At 44.1% G+C, this 19,982-nt stretch carries 22 protein-coding genes and 2 tRNA genes; 10 read left to right on the plus strand and 14 right to left on the minus strand.

The window, feature by feature from the left end:
- Positions 1-3 precede the first annotated feature (3 nt).
- A complete protein-coding gene (locus LOZ91_RS05875; protein ID WP_244782806.1) occupies positions 4-852 on the plus strand; it encodes a class I SAM-dependent methyltransferase in 849 nt (282 codons plus the stop codon).
- A gap of 89 nt (positions 853-941) precedes the next feature.
- On the opposite strand, the gene LOZ91_RS05880 is transcribed toward LOZ91_RS05875, so the two are convergent.
- From LOZ91_RS05880 to LOZ91_RS05890, 3 genes are all read right to left on the minus strand, one after another.
- Positions 942-1,017, minus strand: a tRNA-Thr gene (locus LOZ91_RS05880).
- Positions 1,018-1,220: 203 nt separating this feature from the next.
- Entirely contained in the window at positions 1,221-1,448 is a 228-nt protein-coding gene (locus tag LOZ91_RS05885; RefSeq protein WP_179999596.1) for a hypothetical protein, read from the minus strand.
- 366 nt (positions 1,449-1,814) lie between these two features.
- Positions 1,815-1,905: transfer RNA gene (locus LOZ91_RS05890), tRNA-Ser, on the minus strand.
- Positions 1,906-2,026: 121 nt separating this feature from the next.
- Here LOZ91_RS05890 and LOZ91_RS05895 point away from each other — a divergent pair.
- Complete coding sequence (locus tag LOZ91_RS05895; RefSeq protein ID WP_005095159.1) at positions 2,027-3,907, plus strand: potassium transporter Kup; 1,881 nt, start codon at positions 2,027-2,029, stop codon at positions 3,905-3,907.
- Positions 3,908-3,985: 78 nt separating this feature from the next.
- Here the strand turns inward: LOZ91_RS05895 and LOZ91_RS05900 are convergent, their stop codons facing one another.
- The gene (locus tag LOZ91_RS05900; RefSeq protein ID WP_005173169.1) at positions 3,986-4,564 is read right to left on the minus strand and encodes a hypothetical protein; all 579 of its coding nucleotides are present in this window, start codon (positions 4,562-4,564) and stop codon (positions 3,986-3,988) included.
- 265 nt (positions 4,565-4,829) lie between these two features.
- Here LOZ91_RS05900 and LOZ91_RS05905 point away from each other — a divergent pair, with 265 nt between their 5' ends.
- Positions 4,830-5,912: a DNA/RNA non-specific endonuclease gene (locus LOZ91_RS05905; protein ID WP_100329482.1), complete on the plus strand. Its 1,083-nt coding sequence runs from the start codon at positions 4,830-4,832 to the stop codon at positions 5,910-5,912.
- Positions 5,913-5,989: 77 nt separating this feature from the next.
- Positions 5,990-6,235, plus strand: coding sequence for a hypothetical protein (locus LOZ91_RS05910; RefSeq protein ID WP_005095167.1), 246 nt, complete (start codon positions 5,990-5,992; stop codon positions 6,233-6,235).
- 101 nt (positions 6,236-6,336) lie between these two features.
- On the opposite strand, the gene LOZ91_RS05915 is transcribed toward LOZ91_RS05910, so the two are convergent.
- Positions 6,337-7,356 carry an AraC family transcriptional regulator gene (locus tag LOZ91_RS05915; RefSeq protein ID WP_180190832.1) on the minus strand — a complete coding sequence of 340 codons (1,020 nt, stop codon included), beginning with the start codon at positions 7,354-7,356 and terminating at the stop codon, positions 6,337-6,339.
- Between the two features lie 110 nt (positions 7,357-7,466).
- Between LOZ91_RS05915 and LOZ91_RS05920 the strand changes: the two genes are divergently transcribed.
- Positions 7,467-8,111: a hypothetical protein gene (locus LOZ91_RS05920; protein ID WP_074383899.1), complete on the plus strand. Its 645-nt coding sequence runs from the start codon at positions 7,467-7,469 to the stop codon at positions 8,109-8,111.
- A 596-nt stretch (positions 8,112-8,707) separates the two neighbouring features.
- On the opposite strand, the gene hisF is transcribed toward LOZ91_RS05920, so the two are convergent.
- Entirely contained in the window at positions 8,708-9,466 is a 759-nt protein-coding gene (gene hisF, locus LOZ91_RS05925) for an imidazole glycerol phosphate synthase subunit HisF (RefSeq protein ID WP_005095173.1), read from the minus strand.
- 113 nt (positions 9,467-9,579) lie between these two features.
- Between hisF and LOZ91_RS05930 the strand changes: the two genes are divergently transcribed.
- The 3 genes from LOZ91_RS05930 to LOZ91_RS05940 are packed head-to-tail and all read left to right on the plus strand — an operon-like array spanning position 9,580 to position 11,606.
- Positions 9,580-10,527, plus strand: a complete 948-nt coding sequence (locus LOZ91_RS05930; RefSeq protein WP_100356954.1) for a homoserine kinase — start codon at positions 9,580-9,582, stop codon at positions 10,525-10,527.
- Between the two features lie 36 nt (positions 10,528-10,563).
- Positions 10,564-11,190, plus strand: a complete 627-nt coding sequence (locus LOZ91_RS05935) for a DUF1294 domain-containing protein (RefSeq protein ID WP_100329475.1) — start codon at positions 10,564-10,566, stop codon at positions 11,188-11,190.
- A gap of 20 nt (positions 11,191-11,210) precedes the next feature.
- Positions 11,211-11,606 (plus strand): hypothetical protein, encoded by a 396-nt coding sequence (locus LOZ91_RS05940; RefSeq protein ID WP_005095179.1) that lies wholly within the window; start codon positions 11,211-11,213, stop codon positions 11,604-11,606.
- A 357-nt stretch (positions 11,607-11,963) separates the two neighbouring features.
- Here LOZ91_RS05940 and LOZ91_RS05945 read toward each other — a convergent pair whose 3' ends face one another.
- On the minus strand, positions 11,964-12,323 hold the full coding sequence (locus LOZ91_RS05945; RefSeq protein ID WP_005095181.1) for a helix-turn-helix domain-containing protein: 360 nt from the start codon (positions 12,321-12,323) through the stop codon (positions 11,964-11,966).
- Positions 12,324-12,419: 96 nt separating this feature from the next.
- On the opposite strand from LOZ91_RS05945, the gene LOZ91_RS05950 reads away from it, so the two are divergent.
- A complete protein-coding gene (locus LOZ91_RS05950) occupies positions 12,420-13,751 on the plus strand; it encodes an APC family permease (RefSeq protein ID WP_244782807.1) in 1,332 nt (443 codons plus the stop codon).
- Positions 13,752-13,791: 40 nt separating this feature from the next.
- Entirely contained in the window at positions 13,792-15,198 is a 1,407-nt protein-coding gene (locus LOZ91_RS05955; protein WP_100329473.1) for an FAD-binding oxidoreductase, read from the plus strand.
- A gap of 68 nt (positions 15,199-15,266) precedes the next feature.
- Here LOZ91_RS05955 and LOZ91_RS05960 read toward each other — a convergent pair whose 3' ends face one another.
- The 7 genes from LOZ91_RS05960 to hisB form a co-directional block, all read right to left on the minus strand.
- Positions 15,267-16,184 (minus strand): DMT family transporter, encoded by a 918-nt coding sequence (locus LOZ91_RS05960; RefSeq protein ID WP_244782808.1) that lies wholly within the window; start codon positions 16,182-16,184, stop codon positions 15,267-15,269.
- 65 nt (positions 16,185-16,249) lie between these two features.
- On the minus strand, positions 16,250-16,984 hold the full coding sequence (hisA, locus tag LOZ91_RS05965) for a 1-(5-phosphoribosyl)-5-[(5-phosphoribosylamino)methylideneamino]imidazole-4-carboxamide isomerase (RefSeq protein WP_005095189.1): 735 nt from the start codon (positions 16,982-16,984) through the stop codon (positions 16,250-16,252).
- A gap of 145 nt (positions 16,985-17,129) precedes the next feature.
- Positions 17,130-17,294 carry a hypothetical protein gene (locus LOZ91_RS05970; protein ID WP_171063336.1) on the minus strand — a complete coding sequence of 55 codons (165 nt, stop codon included), beginning with the start codon at positions 17,292-17,294 and terminating at the stop codon, positions 17,130-17,132.
- Between the two features lie 8 nt (positions 17,295-17,302).
- A complete protein-coding gene (locus LOZ91_RS05975) occupies positions 17,303-17,962 on the minus strand; it encodes a 3'-5' exonuclease (RefSeq protein ID WP_244782809.1) in 660 nt (219 codons plus the stop codon).
- Between the two features lie 103 nt (positions 17,963-18,065).
- On the minus strand, positions 18,066-18,599 hold the full coding sequence (locus LOZ91_RS05980) for a DUF805 domain-containing protein (protein WP_005173134.1): 534 nt from the start codon (positions 18,597-18,599) through the stop codon (positions 18,066-18,068).
- Between the two features lie 161 nt (positions 18,600-18,760).
- Positions 18,761-19,378 carry an imidazole glycerol phosphate synthase subunit HisH gene (gene hisH, locus LOZ91_RS05985; protein ID WP_086044210.1) on the minus strand — a complete coding sequence of 206 codons (618 nt, stop codon included), beginning with the start codon at positions 19,376-19,378 and terminating at the stop codon, positions 18,761-18,763.
- Entirely contained in the window at positions 19,378-19,971 is a 594-nt protein-coding gene (gene hisB, locus LOZ91_RS05990; protein ID WP_180085651.1) for an imidazoleglycerol-phosphate dehydratase HisB, read from the minus strand. The genes hisH and hisB overlap by 1 nt, the downstream gene beginning before the upstream one ends.
- Positions 19,972-19,982 lie beyond the last annotated feature (11 nt).

Consider the following 19,982-nt stretch of genomic DNA (forward strand, 5'->3'; position numbering starts at 1 on the left):
TTGATGCAATGGCTTCAGGCACTGCGTCAGCGCTTTCCTCAGCATAAATATGCAATTCATACAGCGGCGCTGGGGGATCAGGCGCAATTGCCTTGGAGTAATTTGGGCTATTGGCAGGCAGGACAGCAGGATTATGTTGCTGCCTGTCGCACGCTGGCCGATCAGCTCGCGCAGTGTGTCAATTTGAATTCAAAAGATAAATTACTGGATCTGGGCTGTGGTCAGGGTGCAAGTTTATTGCACTGGCAACAGCACTACCGAGTGCAATATCTAGCCGGTGTCGAATTACAAGCGGCTTGCGTGGCCACTATTCAGCAACATCTGCCAGAACTGAATGCCATCTATCAGGCCTCGTTTCTGCGTTTAAACGAATTACAATTTTCCCAGCGTTTTAATGTGGTGCTGTGTCTGGATGCAGCTTATCACAGTCCGGTTCCGTTACTTTTGCAACAAATCAGCAGTGTTTTAAAGCCAAATGCACGAATTGGTTTTCATCATCTGGTGTTATCGGAACGTTGGCAAAATTTGAATTCATTTCAAAAGCTTAAATATCAGCTGTTACTGAAATCTGCCGATATAGATTTAAAAGAATTAATGTCTGTTGGTGCACTGTATGCGTGTCTGGATCGTTTTGAATTTAAAAATATTCAGATTCAGGATCTATCCGAGCCGGTATTTTCTGGCTTTGCGGATTATGTACAAAAAACTTTGAATTCAAAACAAGCCGGTCATCATATTCAAGGCTCAGGCTTGGATCATTTTAAAATTCAAATGACAGCAAAGCTATGCCAAAAATTATATCAGGAAGGGATCGTGAGATATGTGCAGGTAACGGCACAATCGAAGAACTAAAACAGCGTAAGAAAACGTCGAAAAATTCAAGTTTGAAAAATACCAAGCCCAGAAACATCAAAGCCTCACTAAAAAGCGAGGCTAAGATATGGTGCCGGCACACGGATTCGAACTGTGGACCTACTGATTACAAGTCAGTTGCTCTACCAACTGAGCTATGCCGGCATGGTGGAGTGCATTTTACAGAAATTCATTCGCTACGCAAGCCAAAAAATAACCGTTCAAGCTATTTTGGTACGATTTACCGTTTTTCCGGTTCATTCTATCTAAACTGTCTTTTATCGAAAGATCAAGAAAACGCCCATATAGGCAGATATGGGCGAGGGTGAATGTACAGGGTTTGGCATGGGTCAATCGCTTAAAAGGGATTATCGCTTTTTTAGGATCTGGTCTAATTCTTGTGCACATTCCTCTAAAGTAAAGGCCATATCAAACTGCATTTGAGGTTTGAGTTCTTGAGCGAGGCTTCTCCACTGTTCGATGAGTCTCAGAGCTTTTTGAATTTTATGTTTATTGATGTCTTTGGCAATGGTTGGGGTATAACCGCCACGTTTTGCATTTTTGATCTGTTTTACATAGTTTGCGCTGTTATTCATGTTCGCTCTCCGAATAGCAGTGTATCTATTTAGCTGTAAGTTTAAATGGCTCGATCAATCCTGTATTTCTTTCTATTCTATGGTTTTTATTCTCCTCTCAGCACCTCTGTAGGCACCATAACATAGCTTTGATGACAATAGAATTAAGCTATTTTTATGCCAGTTTTTAAATTGAACCTAGAAAAGCACGGAAGCTTAAGAAAAATTTAAATATGGTGGAATAATCGTCTTAGAACAGCCATATTCCTTAGGTCATAGTAACTTTAATCATGGTGGTGATGGATTGTTTAATGATTCTAAGCAGATGCGAATTTGAATTTCAGGCAATAAAAAAACCCGAATCATGTGATTCGGGTTTTTAAATTCTGGCGGTGAGAGAGGGATTCGAACCCTCGAAACGCTATAAACGTTTACACACTTTCCAGGCGTGCTCCTTCAGCCACTCGGACACCTCACCATAGGCCGAGGATAATAGCGAAAAAAACCAGCTGTGCCAAGCTGAAACAATTGATTTGCAGAAAAACTTTTAATGTGGTGCTATGATTCGCAAAAATGCTTGTTAAAAACGAAGACAATATATGCAAAGCACTGCACAAAAAGCAGCTCTCCCGGTGATTACACTGGCTGCGCTTGGGGTCGTTTTCGGAGATATTGGCACCAGTCCACTCTATGCACTGCGCCAATGCTTCCTCACCGCACATCTCGCCATTAGCGAGGCCTCTGTACTCGGTATCCTGTCGCTGATTTTCTGGTGCATGATGCTCACCATCAGCTTTAAATATGTCACGGTCATCATGCGTGCCGATAACAACGGCGAAGGCGGGATCATGTCATTATTGGCATTAAATCTGCGTACCACACGAATTGCCGATCAAAAGAAAATTTTCCTGATTGCCTTGGGTTTTATTGGTGCATCGCTATTCTTTGGTGACGGTATTATTACTCCGGCAATTTCTGTGCTGTCTGCCATTGAAGGCTTGAGTATTGCGACACCTATTTTCAATCAATGGCTGGTACCGCTATCGATTGGAATTCTGGCGGGGCTGTTTATGGTGCAGCGTCACGGTACAGCCACCATGGGGAAATTTTTCGGGCCTTTAACCATGCTCTGGTTCCTGTCCATTGGCGGTTTTGGTTTGTGGAGCATTATCCAGACCCCGTCTGTCCTCTGGATGGTGAATCCGTACTGGGCATATCACTTTGTGGTTGATCAGCCCTACGTGGCTTTCCTGACCATGGGCGCGGTGATTCTGACCATGACCGGGGGGGAAGCAATTTATGCCGATATGGGGCATTTCGGTCGTCTGCCAATTCGTCTGGCCTGGTTTATTATTGTCTTGCCCTGTTTATTGCTGAATTATGCCGGACAGGGCGCATTGTTGTTGCGCAGTCCAGAAGCGCTGGCCAATCCTTTCTATATGCTGCTGCCAGAATGGGCTTTATTCCCGATGATTGGACTGGCCACGGCTGCAGCAGTCATTGCCTCGCAGGCGGTGATTACCGGGGTATTTTCGATGGTCAATCAGGCCATTCAACTGCGTTATTTGCCGCGTCTATCGGTCAAGCATACCTCGGCAGTCGAACGTGGCCAGATTTATCTGCCCTTTATTAACTGGCTGCTGTTTATTTCGGTCTTGATCCTGATTTTACTGTTTGAAAATAGTGCCAATCTGGCCAGTGCTTATGGTGTTGCAGTGACCATGACCATGCTCTGCGGTACTATTCTGATCTCGATTCTGGCTTATGGTTTATGGCGTTGGCCGGTCTGGAAAGTGGCATTGTTTGCTGTGCCATTTTTGGCTCTGGATTTGGTCTTTGTAGCCTCAACTTCTTTAAAAATCACCTCGGGTGGCTGGGTGCCGATTCTGATTGGTGCCGTGCTGTTTACCATTTTGATGACCTGGAAAGATGGACGCGCTTTGGTTTTGAAGCGTCTGGAACAGGATGCCTTGCCGATTGATCTGTTTATTAAAAGTATCTCAATGGGGGAAGGTACCAAATATGTGCCAGGTGAGGCCATTTTCCTGACGGGTACACCGAATATTGTCCCGCATGCCATGCTGCATAATATCAAGCACAACAAAGTCTTGCATGAACGTAATATTATGCTCACGGTCATTACCCGTGATGTTCCCTTTGTAGCTAAGCAAGATCGGGTTGAACTGGAACAATTGAGTGAGCATTTTTATCGGGTATTTATCTATTATGGTTTTAAGGATCAGCCCAATATTCCAGTAGCTTTACAACAGGCTTATCGAAAATGGGGTTTTGAATATGATCTGATGCAGATCAGTTTCTTTATTTCACGTGAACGGATTATGCATACTGTGGGTGAGGGTATGGCACCGTGGCGGGAAAAACTGTTTATTTCCATGCAGCGCAATACCAGTCCGGTCAGTGATTTCTATCAGATTCCACCCAACCGTGTGGTCGAGCTGGGCACCCAGATTCAGATGTAAATAAAATTAAAAAGCATAAAAAACCAGAGACACACTCTGGTTTTTTATGGGAGAAACAGTAAATAACTGAGCTTCGGATTATTGCTCAAGTTCTACGGCAGCCGGCACTTCAGGTGCAGCATTCAAAGGCTGCTCCATCAGCACTGGTTCTGCATCGGCTTGAGCTGCAATTTCAGTTTGTGCATTCATTGCATTGGCTTCAACTACAGCAGCTTGCTGTTGCTCTTCAAGCACAGGCTGTTGTTCTGGCGCAGCCATAGATGTGGTTGCTTCGACTTCAGTACTGTTGGCCGGTTCAGCCAGATTGGCCGGCATGTCTGATTGATTCATACCCGGTTCTGCCACAGGAGGTTGTGGCGAAACCATGTCTGAATTACCTGGTGCCTGCATCATCGCTGGATCATTTGGCATCGCTGGCTGCGTATTTGGCATTGGTTGCTGTGGCGCAGCTGTACGCGGATCGACAAGGCGGATTTGACCAGAGTTGACTAGAGTTTCTAGAGAGCCTTCCTGACCATTTACCGTGGTACTAATTTTAGCTTTAGACAAGCTTTCAAGTGTTTCACCCGGTTGAACCGGTGGCTCGGCAAATGCGCCTGCGCTGATTACACTTGTGAATAATCCTAAACCTAATATTTTAGAGAGTTTGGAATTCATGATTGACACCACTGCTAATAATTGTACGAATTGGGATAGGCGCTTAGCTTTACATACTCATCCGGCAGCTCCAATCAAAGCTACTCAAAGACTGCGAAACCTCATTTAAAATGAAATAAAAAATAGACAGTTTGTTACAGCTTTCGTGGCTTTTAAGCCATTATTGTTTATTTGTTAAGCGAATGGCAGGGTCAAGATATACTTCATATACACAGCTTGTTAAGCTCGGGAAAAATCGGTATTGATCTAAAAAGTACGTGTAATAATGGCCAAGAAGCAGCGTAAATCCAAGAACTCTCTTTTTCAGTTTTTAAGTAAAAATAGTACTAAAGTCATTCTGGGTGTGGTGGCTTCGAGTAGTTTTGCCATCGCCTTTGGTCAGGAAAAAATCAGTCAATGGGTGTCTCTGCCATCTTCATCCGATTCCGCCTGTCTGACACAGTTTTATCGTGATGTTCCGCCGTATCTGATGAAAGACAGCCTGAAAAAAGACAGTTATTCACTGTGCTTTAATGGCTTTAACGTTGGTTATTCCGGTGTTTCGAAAACCCCACTTTGGGTGGCTGAAGCACTCACACCGGCACGCTTAAGCCAGAAAATTCCGCGTCAAGATAATTTTCATGAAGAGACCCAGCTCAAACCTGCGCATCGGGCGACGTTGGCGGATTATCGTGGTTCCGGTTATGATCGCGGGCATATGGCGCCAAATGCGGATATGCCCAATAAGGCTGCACAGTCGGACAGTTTCTCACTGGCCAATATGGTGCCGCAAGCACCGAAAAACAATCAGCAGGTCTGGCGTGAACTGGAAGAAGCGACCCGTGCCATTGTAACCAAACAGAAGCAGGATGTTTATGTGGTTACCGGGCCGGTATTTGCGGCGAAAAAACTAAAAACCATTGGTAATGGCGTGATTGTACCGACGGCGGTGTATAAGGCAGTTTACCTGCCGAAAACCGGTGCGATTGGTGCTTATTATGCGCCGAATGATAATTCGCTCAAAGTACGTATTGTTAGTGTCTGTTATCTGGAAGAACAGCTCGGAATTAACCTGTTCCCACAGCTGACCGAAGAGCAGAAGCGCAATACCTATCGTTTGCCATTGACGGCCAAGGCGGTCAAAGCCAATCAGAAAATCGAATATTCTAACTGGGATGCAGAAAGCCAGTGTGCGGAAGACGTCTCTAAAGAAAACTTGCAGGCACTGCAACGTGAGTTTAAATCTTCAGGTTCAAATACCTCGACGTCCTCAGCGACTGGTGGTGCAATCGATAACGACACCCAAAATACGATTGTAAAACAGCTGATTGATGCTCTATTGCAATATATTTTGCAGTTATTGAAATAAACTTGCTGAAAAAAGTGGGATTCGAGTAGCATCGATCTCACCCATTATTGAAAATAACAAAGACAGGTGGAGAGGATATGTTTAAAGCATTTGAAAATGGCAGTGAATCCCATGCCATTCATGATCTGACCTTGGAAAATGATCTGGATTGCGTCAGCCTGTATGGAAACTTGCAGATCACCAAGGATCAGGAAGGTCTTAAGGCTGCCAAGGTTTTGCAGGCTTTTGTAAATGATGTGGTGCAGCAACTGGAAAATACTGTAGATCTGCCAGAAAAGCTGCAGCGGGATGATCTGGACGAAATCGAAAATCCATTTTTATAAGATTTTTTCATTTGTTTGAGAATGTTCCATCTGGAACCAGACACAAAGCCCAATATTCCTATTGGGCTTTTTACTGTTTTTAGTCTCAGCATTGCAGCGTCTCAAGCTGTCTGAGCCAAAGATTCTAAGCGCCATTGTTGTGGCGTCAGCTGGGTCCATTGCTTAAAGGCCCGCTGAAATGCACTCTGCTCGGAGTAACCAAGCAGCATGGAAATTTCCTGTAAGCTTAAATGCGGATCTTTTAAATATTGCATTGCCATCATAGAGCGGATTTCCTGCATGCATTGCTGATAGGTTTTACCCTGCTTTTGCAAATGTCGTTGTAACTGACGGACAGAGAATTTTATTTGCTGGGCAATATGTTCAATCTGGAACTGGTTTTTTTGCAGGCCCACCAGAATCGCCTGCTGTAACTGCTGGTCAACCTGGGTGGAATTGGGGAATTTTTCCAGTAAAGCTTCAGCTTGTTGTTTCAGAAGCTTTTGTAGGGTCTGATCACCCTGTTTTAAAGGCGTAGACAGCTCGCTGACCGGCATCAGGACTTGAGTCTTGGCTTGACCGAAACGAACCTTGCAGCGGAAATACTGTTCATACAATGCTATATTTTTGGGTGTTGGATGCTGAAAATGCACTTCATGCAGATGCAGATGCAGATGATTATTATCCAGAATATTCGATTTAATAAATTCGATCATGAGTGCAATCGCGATTTCATCGGTCAGTTGCGTACTCATCTTAAAAGGAACCTCACCCCAGGCAATCGAAAGATGATCTCCTTGCCCCTGGATTTGTAGCGGGCTACCATCATAGATCAGGCGATGGTAGTCATGATAGCGCATGAAGGCTTCACCCAGCGTGTCACTGGAAAGTGCCAGATAACCGATAATCCCGAGATGTTTAGTCTCGACCAGTTGCGCAATTTCCAGGCCCAAAGCCGGGCGCTGCAGCTGTTGATCAAGTGTCGTCAGCAGATCACGCCACAGAGTAAAATCAAAGCGTTCCAGATTTTGAATGGCCAATAATTTCTCAGGGACTTCGAGCTGTTTCAGCTGATAATAGTCCAAAAGTAAATGTCCTAAACCACCGTATATCGAGCCTACGTAGTTTTTTAGAACCAGCATTTTTTAATTCTTTTATTTTGTCGTATTTTGTCAATCATATTGAATATTTTGGTCAATATCTAGTCTTTTACTTAGCCTATATTGAAAAATAGACCAAGAGGTAAAAGATCATGTGGAAAGGTTTTCTGGCAGGACTCGTCGTTGCCAATGGATTTGAATGGTTTGCGCATAAATATGTGTTACATGGAATTCACCGCCAAGGACAGAGCCGCTATAGTCCGGTTCCAGAAAGCATGTGTTCGCATTGGGAACATCACCGCATTGTGCGTAAAACGGAATTTTCCGATTTCGGTTATGTAGAAGGACTGAACAACTGGCGTACCCGCAATGAAATTGCTTCTCTTGCCGTGGTTGCTACAGTCTTTGGATTGACGTTTTATCCTTTTTCCAAAGGGATGACGCTGGCCGTATTATATAGTGCAGGCAATTATTATTATCGGCATCGTCGTGCCCATCTGGAGCCAGAATGGGCCAAAAAAAAGCTGCCTTGGCATTATGATCATCACATGAATAGTAATCAGGATGCCAACTGGTGTGTGACCAAACCCTGGTTCGACTATCTGCTGGGTACCCGGGTGATTTCCTCCGCAGATTTACAGGAGCAGAACCCTTTAGGTATGGTATTGCCTGCACCGATCTCGAAAAAACTGAACTATTGGGCAGACCGTTATTTTCCAGCCAAGTGGGCAGAAACTCCGGCTAAAATTGCTAAAAATCCTGCGACCAATCACTTAAATAGGCCATTAAATCGCTAAAACCCGGTTCTTGTCGTGATTTGTCAATAAAATGCAGATGTATTGTCAATATTGTCCTTTTGATTTGGCCTATATTCACGGTTGTTGGTGAGTGAAGCCACATACTGATATGTTTTAGGTGTAATGAGTTATTTTGAATACCAAGCGCTGTGGTCTAATCTTGGTTTTTACAGGGAGTCGCGAGACTCCTTTTTTTTATTTAATTTTTACTTTTGAATATCGGTCAAGATAGAGCGATCTTGTTCATCCTCATACTGGGATGAATATTGAAAGAAAATAACATCCTTTACATTTAAGCTGCTCAGCACTGGAAAGCTTGGTCCTGTCCGGCGGCTATTGATCAATAACAATCCCTAAACATCATTTTGAACATACCAGCCCTTTTCTATTAACTCTTTCTTGTCGTGTTTGCTGTTCTACTTTAATCCACAGAACGATGGATATACTTTTTCAAAGCAGTCATCATTAGAGCAAACCCGGATGTGCCACAGATGATGAGAGTATTTTCCAAATGATTTATTGCCTAGGCTTATCCTGTAGAAATAAAAAAGAGCATCGTTGTGATGCTCTTTTTTAAATACCAATTCGTTTTTGAATTAAAGGCGCATTTCAATGCCTTGCGCTGCCATATAGGCTTTGGCTTCAGGAATGGTATGTTGACCAAAGTGGAAAATTGACGCTGCCAGTACCGCATCAGCACCGCCATGAATAATCCCGTCTGCCAGATGTTGTAAATTTCCTACACCGCCAGAGGCAATAGTCGGTACAGTGACGCGGTCATTGATGGCACGCATCAGGGCGATGTCATAACCGGCTTTGGTGCCGTCAGCATCCATTGAGGTAATCAGGAGTTCACCTGCGCCGTAATTGGCCATTTGTTCTGCCCATTCCAAGGCGTCAATGCCGGTCGGTTTGCGGCCGCCGTGGGTGAAAATTTCCCATTTATCTTCGCCGGTTTTTTTGGCATCAATGGCGACCACGATACATTGTGCGCCAAAACGTTGTGATGCTTCCTGGACAAATTCCGGATTAAATACTGCTGCCGAGTTGATGCTGACTTTATCTGCACCAGCATTGAGCAGCAAACGGATATCTTCGACTTTACGCACACCGCCACCGACCGTCAGGGGGACGAAAACCGATTCAGCCATACGTTCTACAGTACGGTAAGTGGTGTCGCGTCCATGATGTGTAGCGGTAATATCAAGGAAAGTAATTTCATCGGCACCTTGTTCGTTATAACGACGTGCGACCTCAACTGGGTCACCTGCATCACGAATATCAAGGAATTGAACACCCTTGACCACACGACCATTATCAACGTCGAGGCAAGGAATAATACGTTTAGCTAGCATAAATTTTTCCAATTATTACAGCCGATTATGAAACTCACCCACGCAAGCGCTACACCTTGGCAGATGGAAACGGTATTCTAGCAAAATTATGTAAGTTTTTTCGCAGGTTTTCTATGTCGGTTTATACCACTTTGACTTTAAAGGAAGTTCAGGATTTTGCAGCGCCCTACGGTTTAAAGGCGGTTGATCTGATTCCGATTCAAGGCGGTATTCAAAATACCAACTATTTTTTGGTCTGCGAAGACGCACACTATGTGCTGACCGTGTTTGAGGATATGGATGAGCAGGCGGCAGGGGAACTTGTGCCTGTATTACAACATTTGGGCAAAGCAGGCTTGGCCGTTCCGGTGCCTTTATCGCATTCAGGCAAGGCTATTCATAGTATTAAAGATAAACCGGCACAGATTGCACCGCGCCTGTTGGGTAAGCATCCCATGCCATCGACCGTGGCACAAGTTGAAGCAATTGCAGTGGCGCAGGCAAAAATGCATGTGGCATTGCAGGACTTCAAATTAGAACGTAATTTCGTGCGTGATCATGCGTATTGGCTGACCGTGTCCCAAGAAATCAAACCAAGTTTAAGTCCGGCCGATAAAGTATTGCTCGGCAAGCTTTTAGGCCTGTATGACGCTTTAACAGCAGTCTATCCAGATCGTCCACGTGGCTTTATTCATTCCGATCTGTTCCGGGACAATACCTTATTTGAGGGTGATCAACTCAACGGTATTCTGGATTTTTATGAACTAAACAAAGATGAATTTTTATTTGATATCGCGATTACTTTAAATGACTTTTGCACCAACTATCCGGATGTCACTTTAAACGAAGAAAAAGCCATTGTCTTTTTAAATGCCTATGAAAGCGTCCGCCCCTTAACAGCAGATGAAAAATCATGTTTAGAGTTGTACTTGGCCATGGCCGCAGGTCGCTTCTGGATGATGCGGTTACAGGTGGCACAGCGTAACGCGGCCTTGGGTCGTACTGGCGAAGATATTTTGCAAAAAAATCCAGTCGAGATGCGTAATATGTTGATTGAGCGATTAAAATTCGTTACAGCTTAAATATTTAAAATTTATAAAGACAAAAGGACAGGGGATATGCGCGATCAGGGGCGTTTAGTGGAGTGGTTTGATGACAAGGGTTATGGCTTTATTCAGCCCAATGATTCGGCCAAAGATCGCGTATTTCTGCATATCAAGGACTTTGCCAAGCAAGGTCCGCGTCCGATTGTCGGCTGTGCCTTAGATTACACGGTCATTTTAGATGAGCGCGGACGATACAAAGCACAGCAGGTCATGTATCTGAAAGCATCGCAAACCAAAACGTCTCAGGCTAAATTCAAACCCTCCAAGCAACAGCAGTCACAGAAATTACAACCGATGCAGATTGCCTGTGTGGTTTATATTCTGTTGCTGACCGCATTGACTTTGGGCGGTCTGCTCAGCGGACTGGTCTTGTTGCTGATCAGTTTGATGAATGCATTGAGTTACTGGTTGTATGCGCAGGACAAGGAAGCGGCGCAATCGGGTAAGCAACGTATTCCGGAAAATACCCTGCATCTGGTGGCTTTTTTAGGTGGTTGGCCAGCAGCCTGGTTAGCCCAGCAAAAACTGCGACATAAAACACAAAAACAACCGTTCCGGCAGATATATTTTTGTACTATAGCCTTTAACATCATTTTGATTATATGGCTAATTTCCCCATTTAACAGTTTAAATATTTAGGGGAAAGATCAGGAGGGGACGTGAACTATTCCATTGATAAAGACCCAAATCGCACACTGACTTTTGCACTGTACATTTTATATATTGTGGCTATTTTTAGTGCTGGCCTCTTGGCTGTCGTGGCGTTGATCATTAACTATGTCAAACGTCGCGATGTGCGTGGTTCAATTTTTGAAAGCCACTTCACCTGGCAGATCCGCAGTTTCTGGTGGTATCTGGTCTGGAATATCATTGCCTTTATTCCATTTTTGTTTCTGTTCTTTACTGGCGAAGATCCGAACCTGTTTGCAGGCGTGGCATTTGGTGCATCCGCTTTCTGTTTGTTGGTGGTCTTTCTGGCCTGGATCTGGATTGTGTATCGGGCGATTCGTGGCATCATGCGCTTGAATGACAATCGACCGATGTATAAATCCTAAATTTTATTGTAGAAAAAGCAGCCAAAGTGCTGCTTTTTTTATGCCTCATGTAATAGAACGGATTCCGGCTGTCCGCATAGGCTGAAAAAAATTACCAACTCGCACCACTTTTATTCAAGCTTGCTCTATTTTAGTGAGCAATTCTTATCATCATTGAACATAATGACGAACATTGCTAAATATTTTTAATTTTATAAATTTACATTTTTAATATTTAGACTTTACTTTTTTGTTTCATAAATTTACTTTATTAATAAATATAGTTTACGTTTTTAATAAAGAAAACTTACATTAATGTACATTTATTTTTTTAAATTTAACAGGTCGAATTATTTTATTGTCGGGCTCATTTTTAATTTAAGAATAAAAGCGACCACGACGGCGACGCATGCCTAAAACATGAATAGCACGCACCAGAACCGCATAAGAAACTGCATAACCAAAGCGCTGTTCAAATATTGGAACCAAATCACTAATATTTTGAAATTTTAAAGATCTTACAAACACTTGAAATTCATTCCAATCTTTAATATGGCCCGGTGCGCCGCGATTTTTTACAGGTTTCTGGACCAAGTCGCCAGTTTCTTCTTCAAGGCGGATCCATGCATCCAGAGTCACCCGAGAGATGCCAAATTCTTTACAGACAGCCACCTTGTAATCGGTCTTTTTATACATCTGAATGGCTGCAATTCGAGTTTCTAAATTGTACTTTGGCATTTTCTATCCTCACTCAATTTATTTATATTTTTATTATATGGCATAGTCATTGCAATTGAACAAATAACGAAAATAAATAATGTTCAGGTGACATCAATGGAAAAAGCACAAGTTGCTTTCAAAAAAATGTCTTTGTGGCAGGTCGTGATCATTGGTGTGGCATATATGACCCCGATGGTTGTTTTTGATACCTTTGGGATTGTTTCCGGCATCACTGAGGGACGTGTTCCACTCGCGTATATCCTTGCCTTAGGTGCCATGCTGTTAACGGCATTCAGCTATGCGCGATTTAGTCGCCAGACAGAAAAACCGGGCTCGGCTTATACTTATACGGCGGAATCTTGCGGGCCGAAAGCCGGTTTCTTTGTTGGCTGGTGTGCCTTAATGGATTATATATTGCTGCCGCTCGTGAATGCTTTACTGGCCGGGATCTATTTGGAAGCTCTGATTCCAGGCGTGCCATATTGGGTGTGGGTCTGTATCTTTACCGGTTTGGTGACCCTGATTAACTGTTTCCGCATTAATATCTTGGCGAACTTAAGCCTGGTTTTTGTGGTGGCTCCCTTGATTTTAATGCTGCTGTTTATCTATCTGGTGATCAAGGGTATTGGTACGGAGCAAGGTTATCATCACGTCCTGACCATGACGCCATTATTGAACGGCGATAGCAGTATATTGCCGTTAATTGCCGGGGCATCAATTTTATGTTTCTCGTTTCTGGGCTTTGATGCCGTGACGACGATGTCACACGAAACTAGAGACCCGAAAAAAAATATTCCACGTGCTGTAATGCTGACCACGTTGACAGGCGGGGTGATTTTCTTCTCGGCATCGTGGTTTATCCAGTTGTATTTCCCCAGCAATGTCCGCTTTAACAACCCCGATGAAGCATTGCCTGAAATTGTGATGTATGTCGGTGGGGCACTGTTTCAGGCGGTGTTCCTCTGCGCGCAAATCATGAATACCTTTGCTTCAGGTTTGGCGACTCATGCCAGTGCCTCGCGTTTAATCCATATCATGGGACGTGACGGAATTTTCCATAAAGGCACATTCGGTCAAGTGCATAACAAGTTGGGTACACCACTTTATGCCGTGCTGTTCATTGGCTTAACTTCACTCCTTGCCATCAGCCTTGATCTTGCGACAGTGGTGAGTATGGTGAGTTTTGGTGCCCTGATTGCCTTTACTGCAGTGAATTTCTCGGTATTTGTGAAATTCTTTGTTCAGGATAAACAGCGCCAAGGCTTAAAAAATATCTTCCTTAACTTGGTTTTGCCCCTGCTTTCGGTGGGCGTGATGTTGGGTTTATGGATCAACCTGGAAATGTCAGCTTTGATCTGTGGCTGTATTTGGCTCGCAGTAGGCGTGCTGCTCTATATGTATAAGCGTCTGCGTAAACAGAATATTGTGATTAGTAGTGCTTACTAAGATCGAATCAATTGTATTGAAGTAATAGTGAGAAGATGAAATGAATAAACCAAAATTTATTGAAGATGTCGAGTTTAAAGCCAGTATTAATACACAGAGTGGCAAAGAGTGGAACTGGATTAATCCCAAACATGGCAATTTTGAACATCCTGCCAATTACTATGAAAGCTCACTCGAAACTGGGCATGCGTTTCCAGGTTTAAATGCCGATCTTGAATGTGATGTGGTGGTGATTGGTGGTGGGCTACTTGGAGCATCGACAGCACTCCATCTGTCTGAACATGGCATAGATACCATTTTGGTAGAAAAAAATCGCATTGGTGGCGCTGCTTCAGGACGTAATGGTGGACAGCTCACACCGGGGCTAGCGCGTTGGGAAGCGTCAGAAATGATTGAGCATTTCAGCTATGCAGATGCAAAAAAACTCTGGCACTTTAGCTCTACTGAAGCGATGTCTTTAATCGATGACATTGCAGCAAAATACCAACTTGAGCTACAGCGTAAACGTGGACATATTACCGCAGCAGTGCATGAAGGGCACTTGGTTGGTTTAACTCAAGGGGCAGATGCACGTAAATTTTTAGGTGAAGACCACACCAAAATTGTCGGTGAGCATGAGCTGAAACAGCATATTGCTTCAGAGAATTATTGTGGTGGTCTAATTGACTCGCTGGGGGGACATATCCATCCACTCGCACTGAACCGTGGCCTCGTTTATGGCTTCTGCCAAAACGGTGGACAGGTGTTTGAACAAACTGAAGTGGTGTCAGTAGAAGAGCGTGAAGATGGGATTTATGTCACGACCATAAGTGGCGTAATAAAAGCGCGTAAGAGTGTGGTCATGGGCGTACATCATGCTTCGTTTAAACTGCTGCAAAAGAACAATCGAACCACAATTCCATTTTATACTTATGTATGTACCACAGCGCCTTTAGAAGTAAATTTAAAAGAGCTATTGCCAACCGATGCGCCTGTCTACGACACCCAGTTCCAGATTGATTATTACCGGGGTGTGTCTCAAAACCGAATTTTATTTGGTGGTGAAGGGACAGGTTCGTGTTGGAGTCCTGAAAAAACCCATCAGTATTTGTTAGGTCGAATTCAGCATGTATTCCCACAATTAAAACAGGTTGAGCTGGATTTTGTCTGGAGTGGAACCACGGATCTGACCATGAATGGTGCAGCCGACAGCCGTAAATTTGGCCATAAATTCCCGATTTATGCCGTGCAAGGCTGGAGTGGGCATGGTGTGGCGCAAACGGTGCGTATCGGTAAAGCAATTGCAGATGATTTCTGTGGCAAGGCAGATGATTTCAATATGCTGACCACTATTCAGCATCAGGATATGTTGTTTGGTCGCACACTTGCCCCTGTGGTGATTCCAATTGCCAAAACTGCCTATGGACTGGGAGCATTGGTGAATCCGGGCAAGATGGTATCTTTCTAAAATTAAATACAAATATAAAAAAGTCCCCTTTCTTAAAAGGGGACTTTAGGGGGATTAAAAAGAGGAAATTAAGTGATTTGTTCTTTTACTTTCCGCTTTAAAAACTTCGGTTTCCATTCACTGGCAATCACGCCAAGTACCACCATCAATCCGCCTAATAAAGCCAGTGACGGTAAGCGTTCTCCTGCCAGACGGCCAAACAGGGCTGCCCATACCGGTTCGCCGGCATAGATAATTGCCGCCTGTGATGGATCGACCATGCGCTGCGCCCAGTTCATCACCAGTTGGATCAAGGCACTGGCAATGCCTAAACCGACTAAAATTCCTGTCAGATGCCAGTGAAATTCAGGTAGCTGAGATTCACCTAATACGGGTGCAATCATAAAGCAGAACAGGGACGCAAAAATAAGTTGCAGCACCGTGACCCGGCGTACATTGACCTGTTCGGCAAAATAGCTGATAAAAATAATCTCCAGTGCAATCGCGATGGAACCGAGCAAAGTCAGGGTTTGCCCGAAACTGAGCTGAATTGCAGCAAAGCCATTTCCTGTCAAAAACACCAGACCGATAAAGGCAAACAATGCTCCGATCCAGGTCATGACATGCGGTTTTTTACGGAACATGAGCCAGAGCAGGATCGGAACCAGTGGAACATACAAGGCGGTTAAAAAAGCCGACTCACTGCTGCTGATGGTCTGCAAGCCCACAGTTTGGGTGCCGTAGCCGATGGCGATCATGACGCCAATCACCACACCAGCAAACACCTCTTTCAGGTTCATGCCTTTTAGCGACTTCAGTGAAATCAGGGTGACGGCAAGCGCTGCCGCAGCGAAACGCAGGCCGACAAACATAATCGGACTACTAAAATTTAGCCCGTATTGCACAGTAATAAAACTGCCGCCCCAGATAATGGTGATCAGGATCAGGGCGAGTTGCGGCGCTTTTACCATCCAGCCGGAGTGATTTTTGGAAATAAGTGTAGACATGCCAGGAGATCAGAAAATTAAAAAATAAAAAAGAGGTCCGAAGACCTCTTTTACAGCAGGCTTAATTATAGCGCCTGTTGCTCATCTAGCAATAACTGTGCTTCACGCAAGCTTAATGTACCTTCGTAAATCGCACGGCCGGTAATTGCGCCCAAAATACCCGGTTGGTCTTTCAGATTACGCACATCATCCAGATTGGTTACACCACCAGAGGCAATCACAGGCAAACCTGAGTATTGCGCCAGATTCACGGTTTGCTCAATATTCACACCCTGCATCATGCCATCACGCGCGATATCCGTATAGACAATGCTCGACACGCCAGCATCAGCAAAACGTTTCGCCAGGTCAGTAGCCTTGACATCAGTCACATTGGCCCAGCCATCTGTTGCCACCATGCCATTCATGGCATCAATACCCACAATAATGTGGCCAGCAAATTTTTGACATGCTTCTTCAACAAATTCAGGATCCTGAACTGCTTTGGTGCCAATAATCACAAAAGAAACACCGGCTTGCAGATAATGCTCGATGGTTTCCAGAGAACGGATACCGCCACCAATCTGGATCGGCAAATCAGGCTGAGATCGGACAATGGCTTCAACCACTGGCTTATGGATTGGTGTACCTGCGAAAGCACCGTTTAAATCTACTAAATGCAAGCGGCGAGCGCCTTCATTTACCCAATGCTGTGCTGTTGCGACCGGATCGTCTGAAAATACGGTATCGTCTTCCATACGACCTTGCTTTAAACGGACACATTTGCCATCTTTCAGGTCAATTGCAGGGATGATCAGCATGCTTTCGCTCCTTGCTTAATCTTTAGAATGAATTTGAGTGTATTCATCTTAGCAAATAAAGTCGAAATTTCTAACTCTTAAACGGTATGAATAAAGAAAACCTGTGCGTAGACAGGTAGCAGTGAGGTCATTTATTTTAATGGCATTAATGATTCATCTCTTGAATGGAGATCAGGTTTTCCATAACGGGTCGTGTACTGAGCTGGTCGATGATCGAAGCGGTAAGATCTGTTAAAGTCACAACCACCTCATCGATCGTGCTCATCACGGCTTTCATGCGTACATCAAGTTGCCAGAACCAATACGCCACTTAAACGCTTAAGCCGTCGATGAAGGACGGATTCTCAATTTCAATGAAGTATTGGGAATCTCTCTGGGTAATAAATCCCGACGTAGTAATTCTTCAAATACCAGCACGGGCGCGTAGGCATCTGCGGCTGCATAATCAATCTGTGCCGGGCTGAGCTTCTTGCTGGCCCAGTTCGAAGTACTAATCCGTTTCGATTTGGGGAAATTCAGTTGAAACAACAACGCCATGGCATTTTTTAATCCGACCGGATTATTTAAACCAAAAGCTTTAAAACATTTGGATAGTTCAATCACACTATTCAGTTCAATGCCTTTTTTACGGAACAGGTGCGCATCATTTTTCAGGCCAAAACCGACCTTGATCTGATCACGACTGGCAAAGATCGGTTTAAGAAAATCCCAGATCGCCGGACTCATTTGAAATAAATAGGCTTTGTCTAAAGTCGCCAGCTGAATCAAATGTGGCCCAGTGGAGACTTCACCGACTTTAAAGGTGGGCTTGGATTCAGAATCGAAACCCAGGACTGCATGGCTTTTTAGTTCCTGTTCAAGAGCATGACATTGTTCCAGGCTATTAATCACCTGAATCTGTTGCATCGGAAGATTTTGAAATACAGGAAAGGCCTGAATTTGTTCCTTGCTTGGTAAAGTGTCCAGCCGCTGTTGCATACGCATTAATCATGAAATGAATGCGTTCAGCTTAATCATTTTTCTAGCGCTAGGCAAAAATAAAGCCCATAAAGAATGAGCTTTATACAAAATTTAAATAGGATTAATCAGTGTGATAGCTACTCTGTTCCATCTGCGCCTGTTGAGCACGCGTCACATAGTCTTGATAAGCTGGGATTGCAATCGCGGCTAAAATACCGATTGGAAAAATAAGTACATAAATCAATCCCAACACCTTTTCCCAAGCTTTGGTGGTACGTCGCGGGCCGTATTGATTGCTTCTGTCATCACCTTTGGCAAAAATCAGATAAAGGATAAAAATCAGATTGAGTAGCGGAACCAAGATCAGCAGCGATAACCATCCAGTATGATTGCGGTCATGTAGACGGCGAATAGTAAAAACAAAACTAAAATAAAGCATGACCAAGTAAGCGAGTCCGATGAGAACAGTTGCAACCATGGATGAGCCTGCCAAGGCAGAGCTATCCATAAATAGGCCAGGTGAAAAAGCTGCAATGATCCCAATGATGATCAGGAGCGAAAAGGTCATTAGCATGTTCCAGCCGAGATAAGACAAGCGGCCAAAACGACCATTTGGGCTTAAAGCTGATTCATTGCTTGGATAGTGTGGATTCATTATTGTATTTCCCCTGAGTTTAATTATTTTTAAATATAATGAGTTACTTCAACATCATAACAATTTTAATGACTAAAAAATAGTCAGAATCACTAGCAGTGAACTAATCTAAATGAATAAAAAAAGCCCGCAATCTGCGAGCTTTTTAGGCGAAAGGAAAATCAGATTTTCCAGTCCACAAAGTTTTTCAATAACTGCAAACCGGCGGTATGACTCTTTTCCGGATGGAACTGGGTCGCGAACAAGTTTTCTTTATGAATCGCGGTGCAGAATTCAATGCCATAGGTACAAGTAGCTGCCACCAGGTCTGAATCTTGTGGCTCTACATAATAGCTATGTACAAAGTAGAAACGCGCATCCTGTTCGATATTGTTCCACATCGGATGCTCTGGATCAGCCTGATGCACCTGGTTCCAGCCCATATGTGGCACTTTTAAGCCCGCCATTTCCGGAAAGTGCTTGACCGCACCTTCGAAAATACCCAGTGCATCGGTACCACCATTCTCTTCAGAATGTTGCATCAAGGCTTGCATACCCACACAAATGGCCAGTACCGGCTTGTTAAATACGGCGTTGCGTACCACTTCATCAATTCCGGCTTCGTGCATGCCTTGCATACAGTCACGCATCGCACCTACGCCCGGAAAGACAATCTTGTCTGCTTGTGCAATCAGTTTTGGATCATTGGTCACATCAACCGTGGCACCGACATGTTCTAATGCTTTTGCCGCAGAGTGCAAATTTCCCATGCCATAATCAAGAAGGGCAATACGGGTCATTACAGTGTACCTTTGGTTGAAGCTACAGTATTGGCAGCACGTGGATCGACTTCACAGGCCATACGTAGCGCACGTGCAAATGCTTTAAATACGCTTTCGATCTGGTGATGGCTGTTTTTACCTTTCAGGTTGTCGATATGCACCGTTATCAAGGAATGGTTCACAAAGCCCTGGAAAAATTCAGAGAATAAATCCACATCAAAACGGCCGATCATGGCACGGGTAAATGGAATATCCATAAACAGACCCGGACGACCAGACAGATCCACCACGACACGGCTTAAAGATTCATCGAGTGGTGCATAGAAATGACCATAGCGTTTCAGGCCTTTTTTATCACCCAACGCTTGCGCGAAAGCCTGACCCAGCGTAATACCGCAGTCTTCTACAGTATGATGGTCGTCAATTTCCAGATCGCCCTCACAATGAATATCAATATCAAACAGGCCATGCCGCTTGATTTGATCAATCATATGATCTAAAAAGGGAATACCCGTGTTTAAGGTGCCTTGACCAGTACCGTCGAGATTCAAACGAACTCGAATTTTGGTTTCGTTGGTATTTCTTACCACTTCACTGATACGATCTGTCATAGACACGTTCC

It is taken from the genome of Acinetobacter sp. F-1, assembly GCF_022869025.1.
In the GTDB taxonomy this organism is placed as follows: domain Bacteria; phylum Pseudomonadota; class Gammaproteobacteria; order Pseudomonadales; family Moraxellaceae; genus Acinetobacter; species Acinetobacter pseudolwoffii.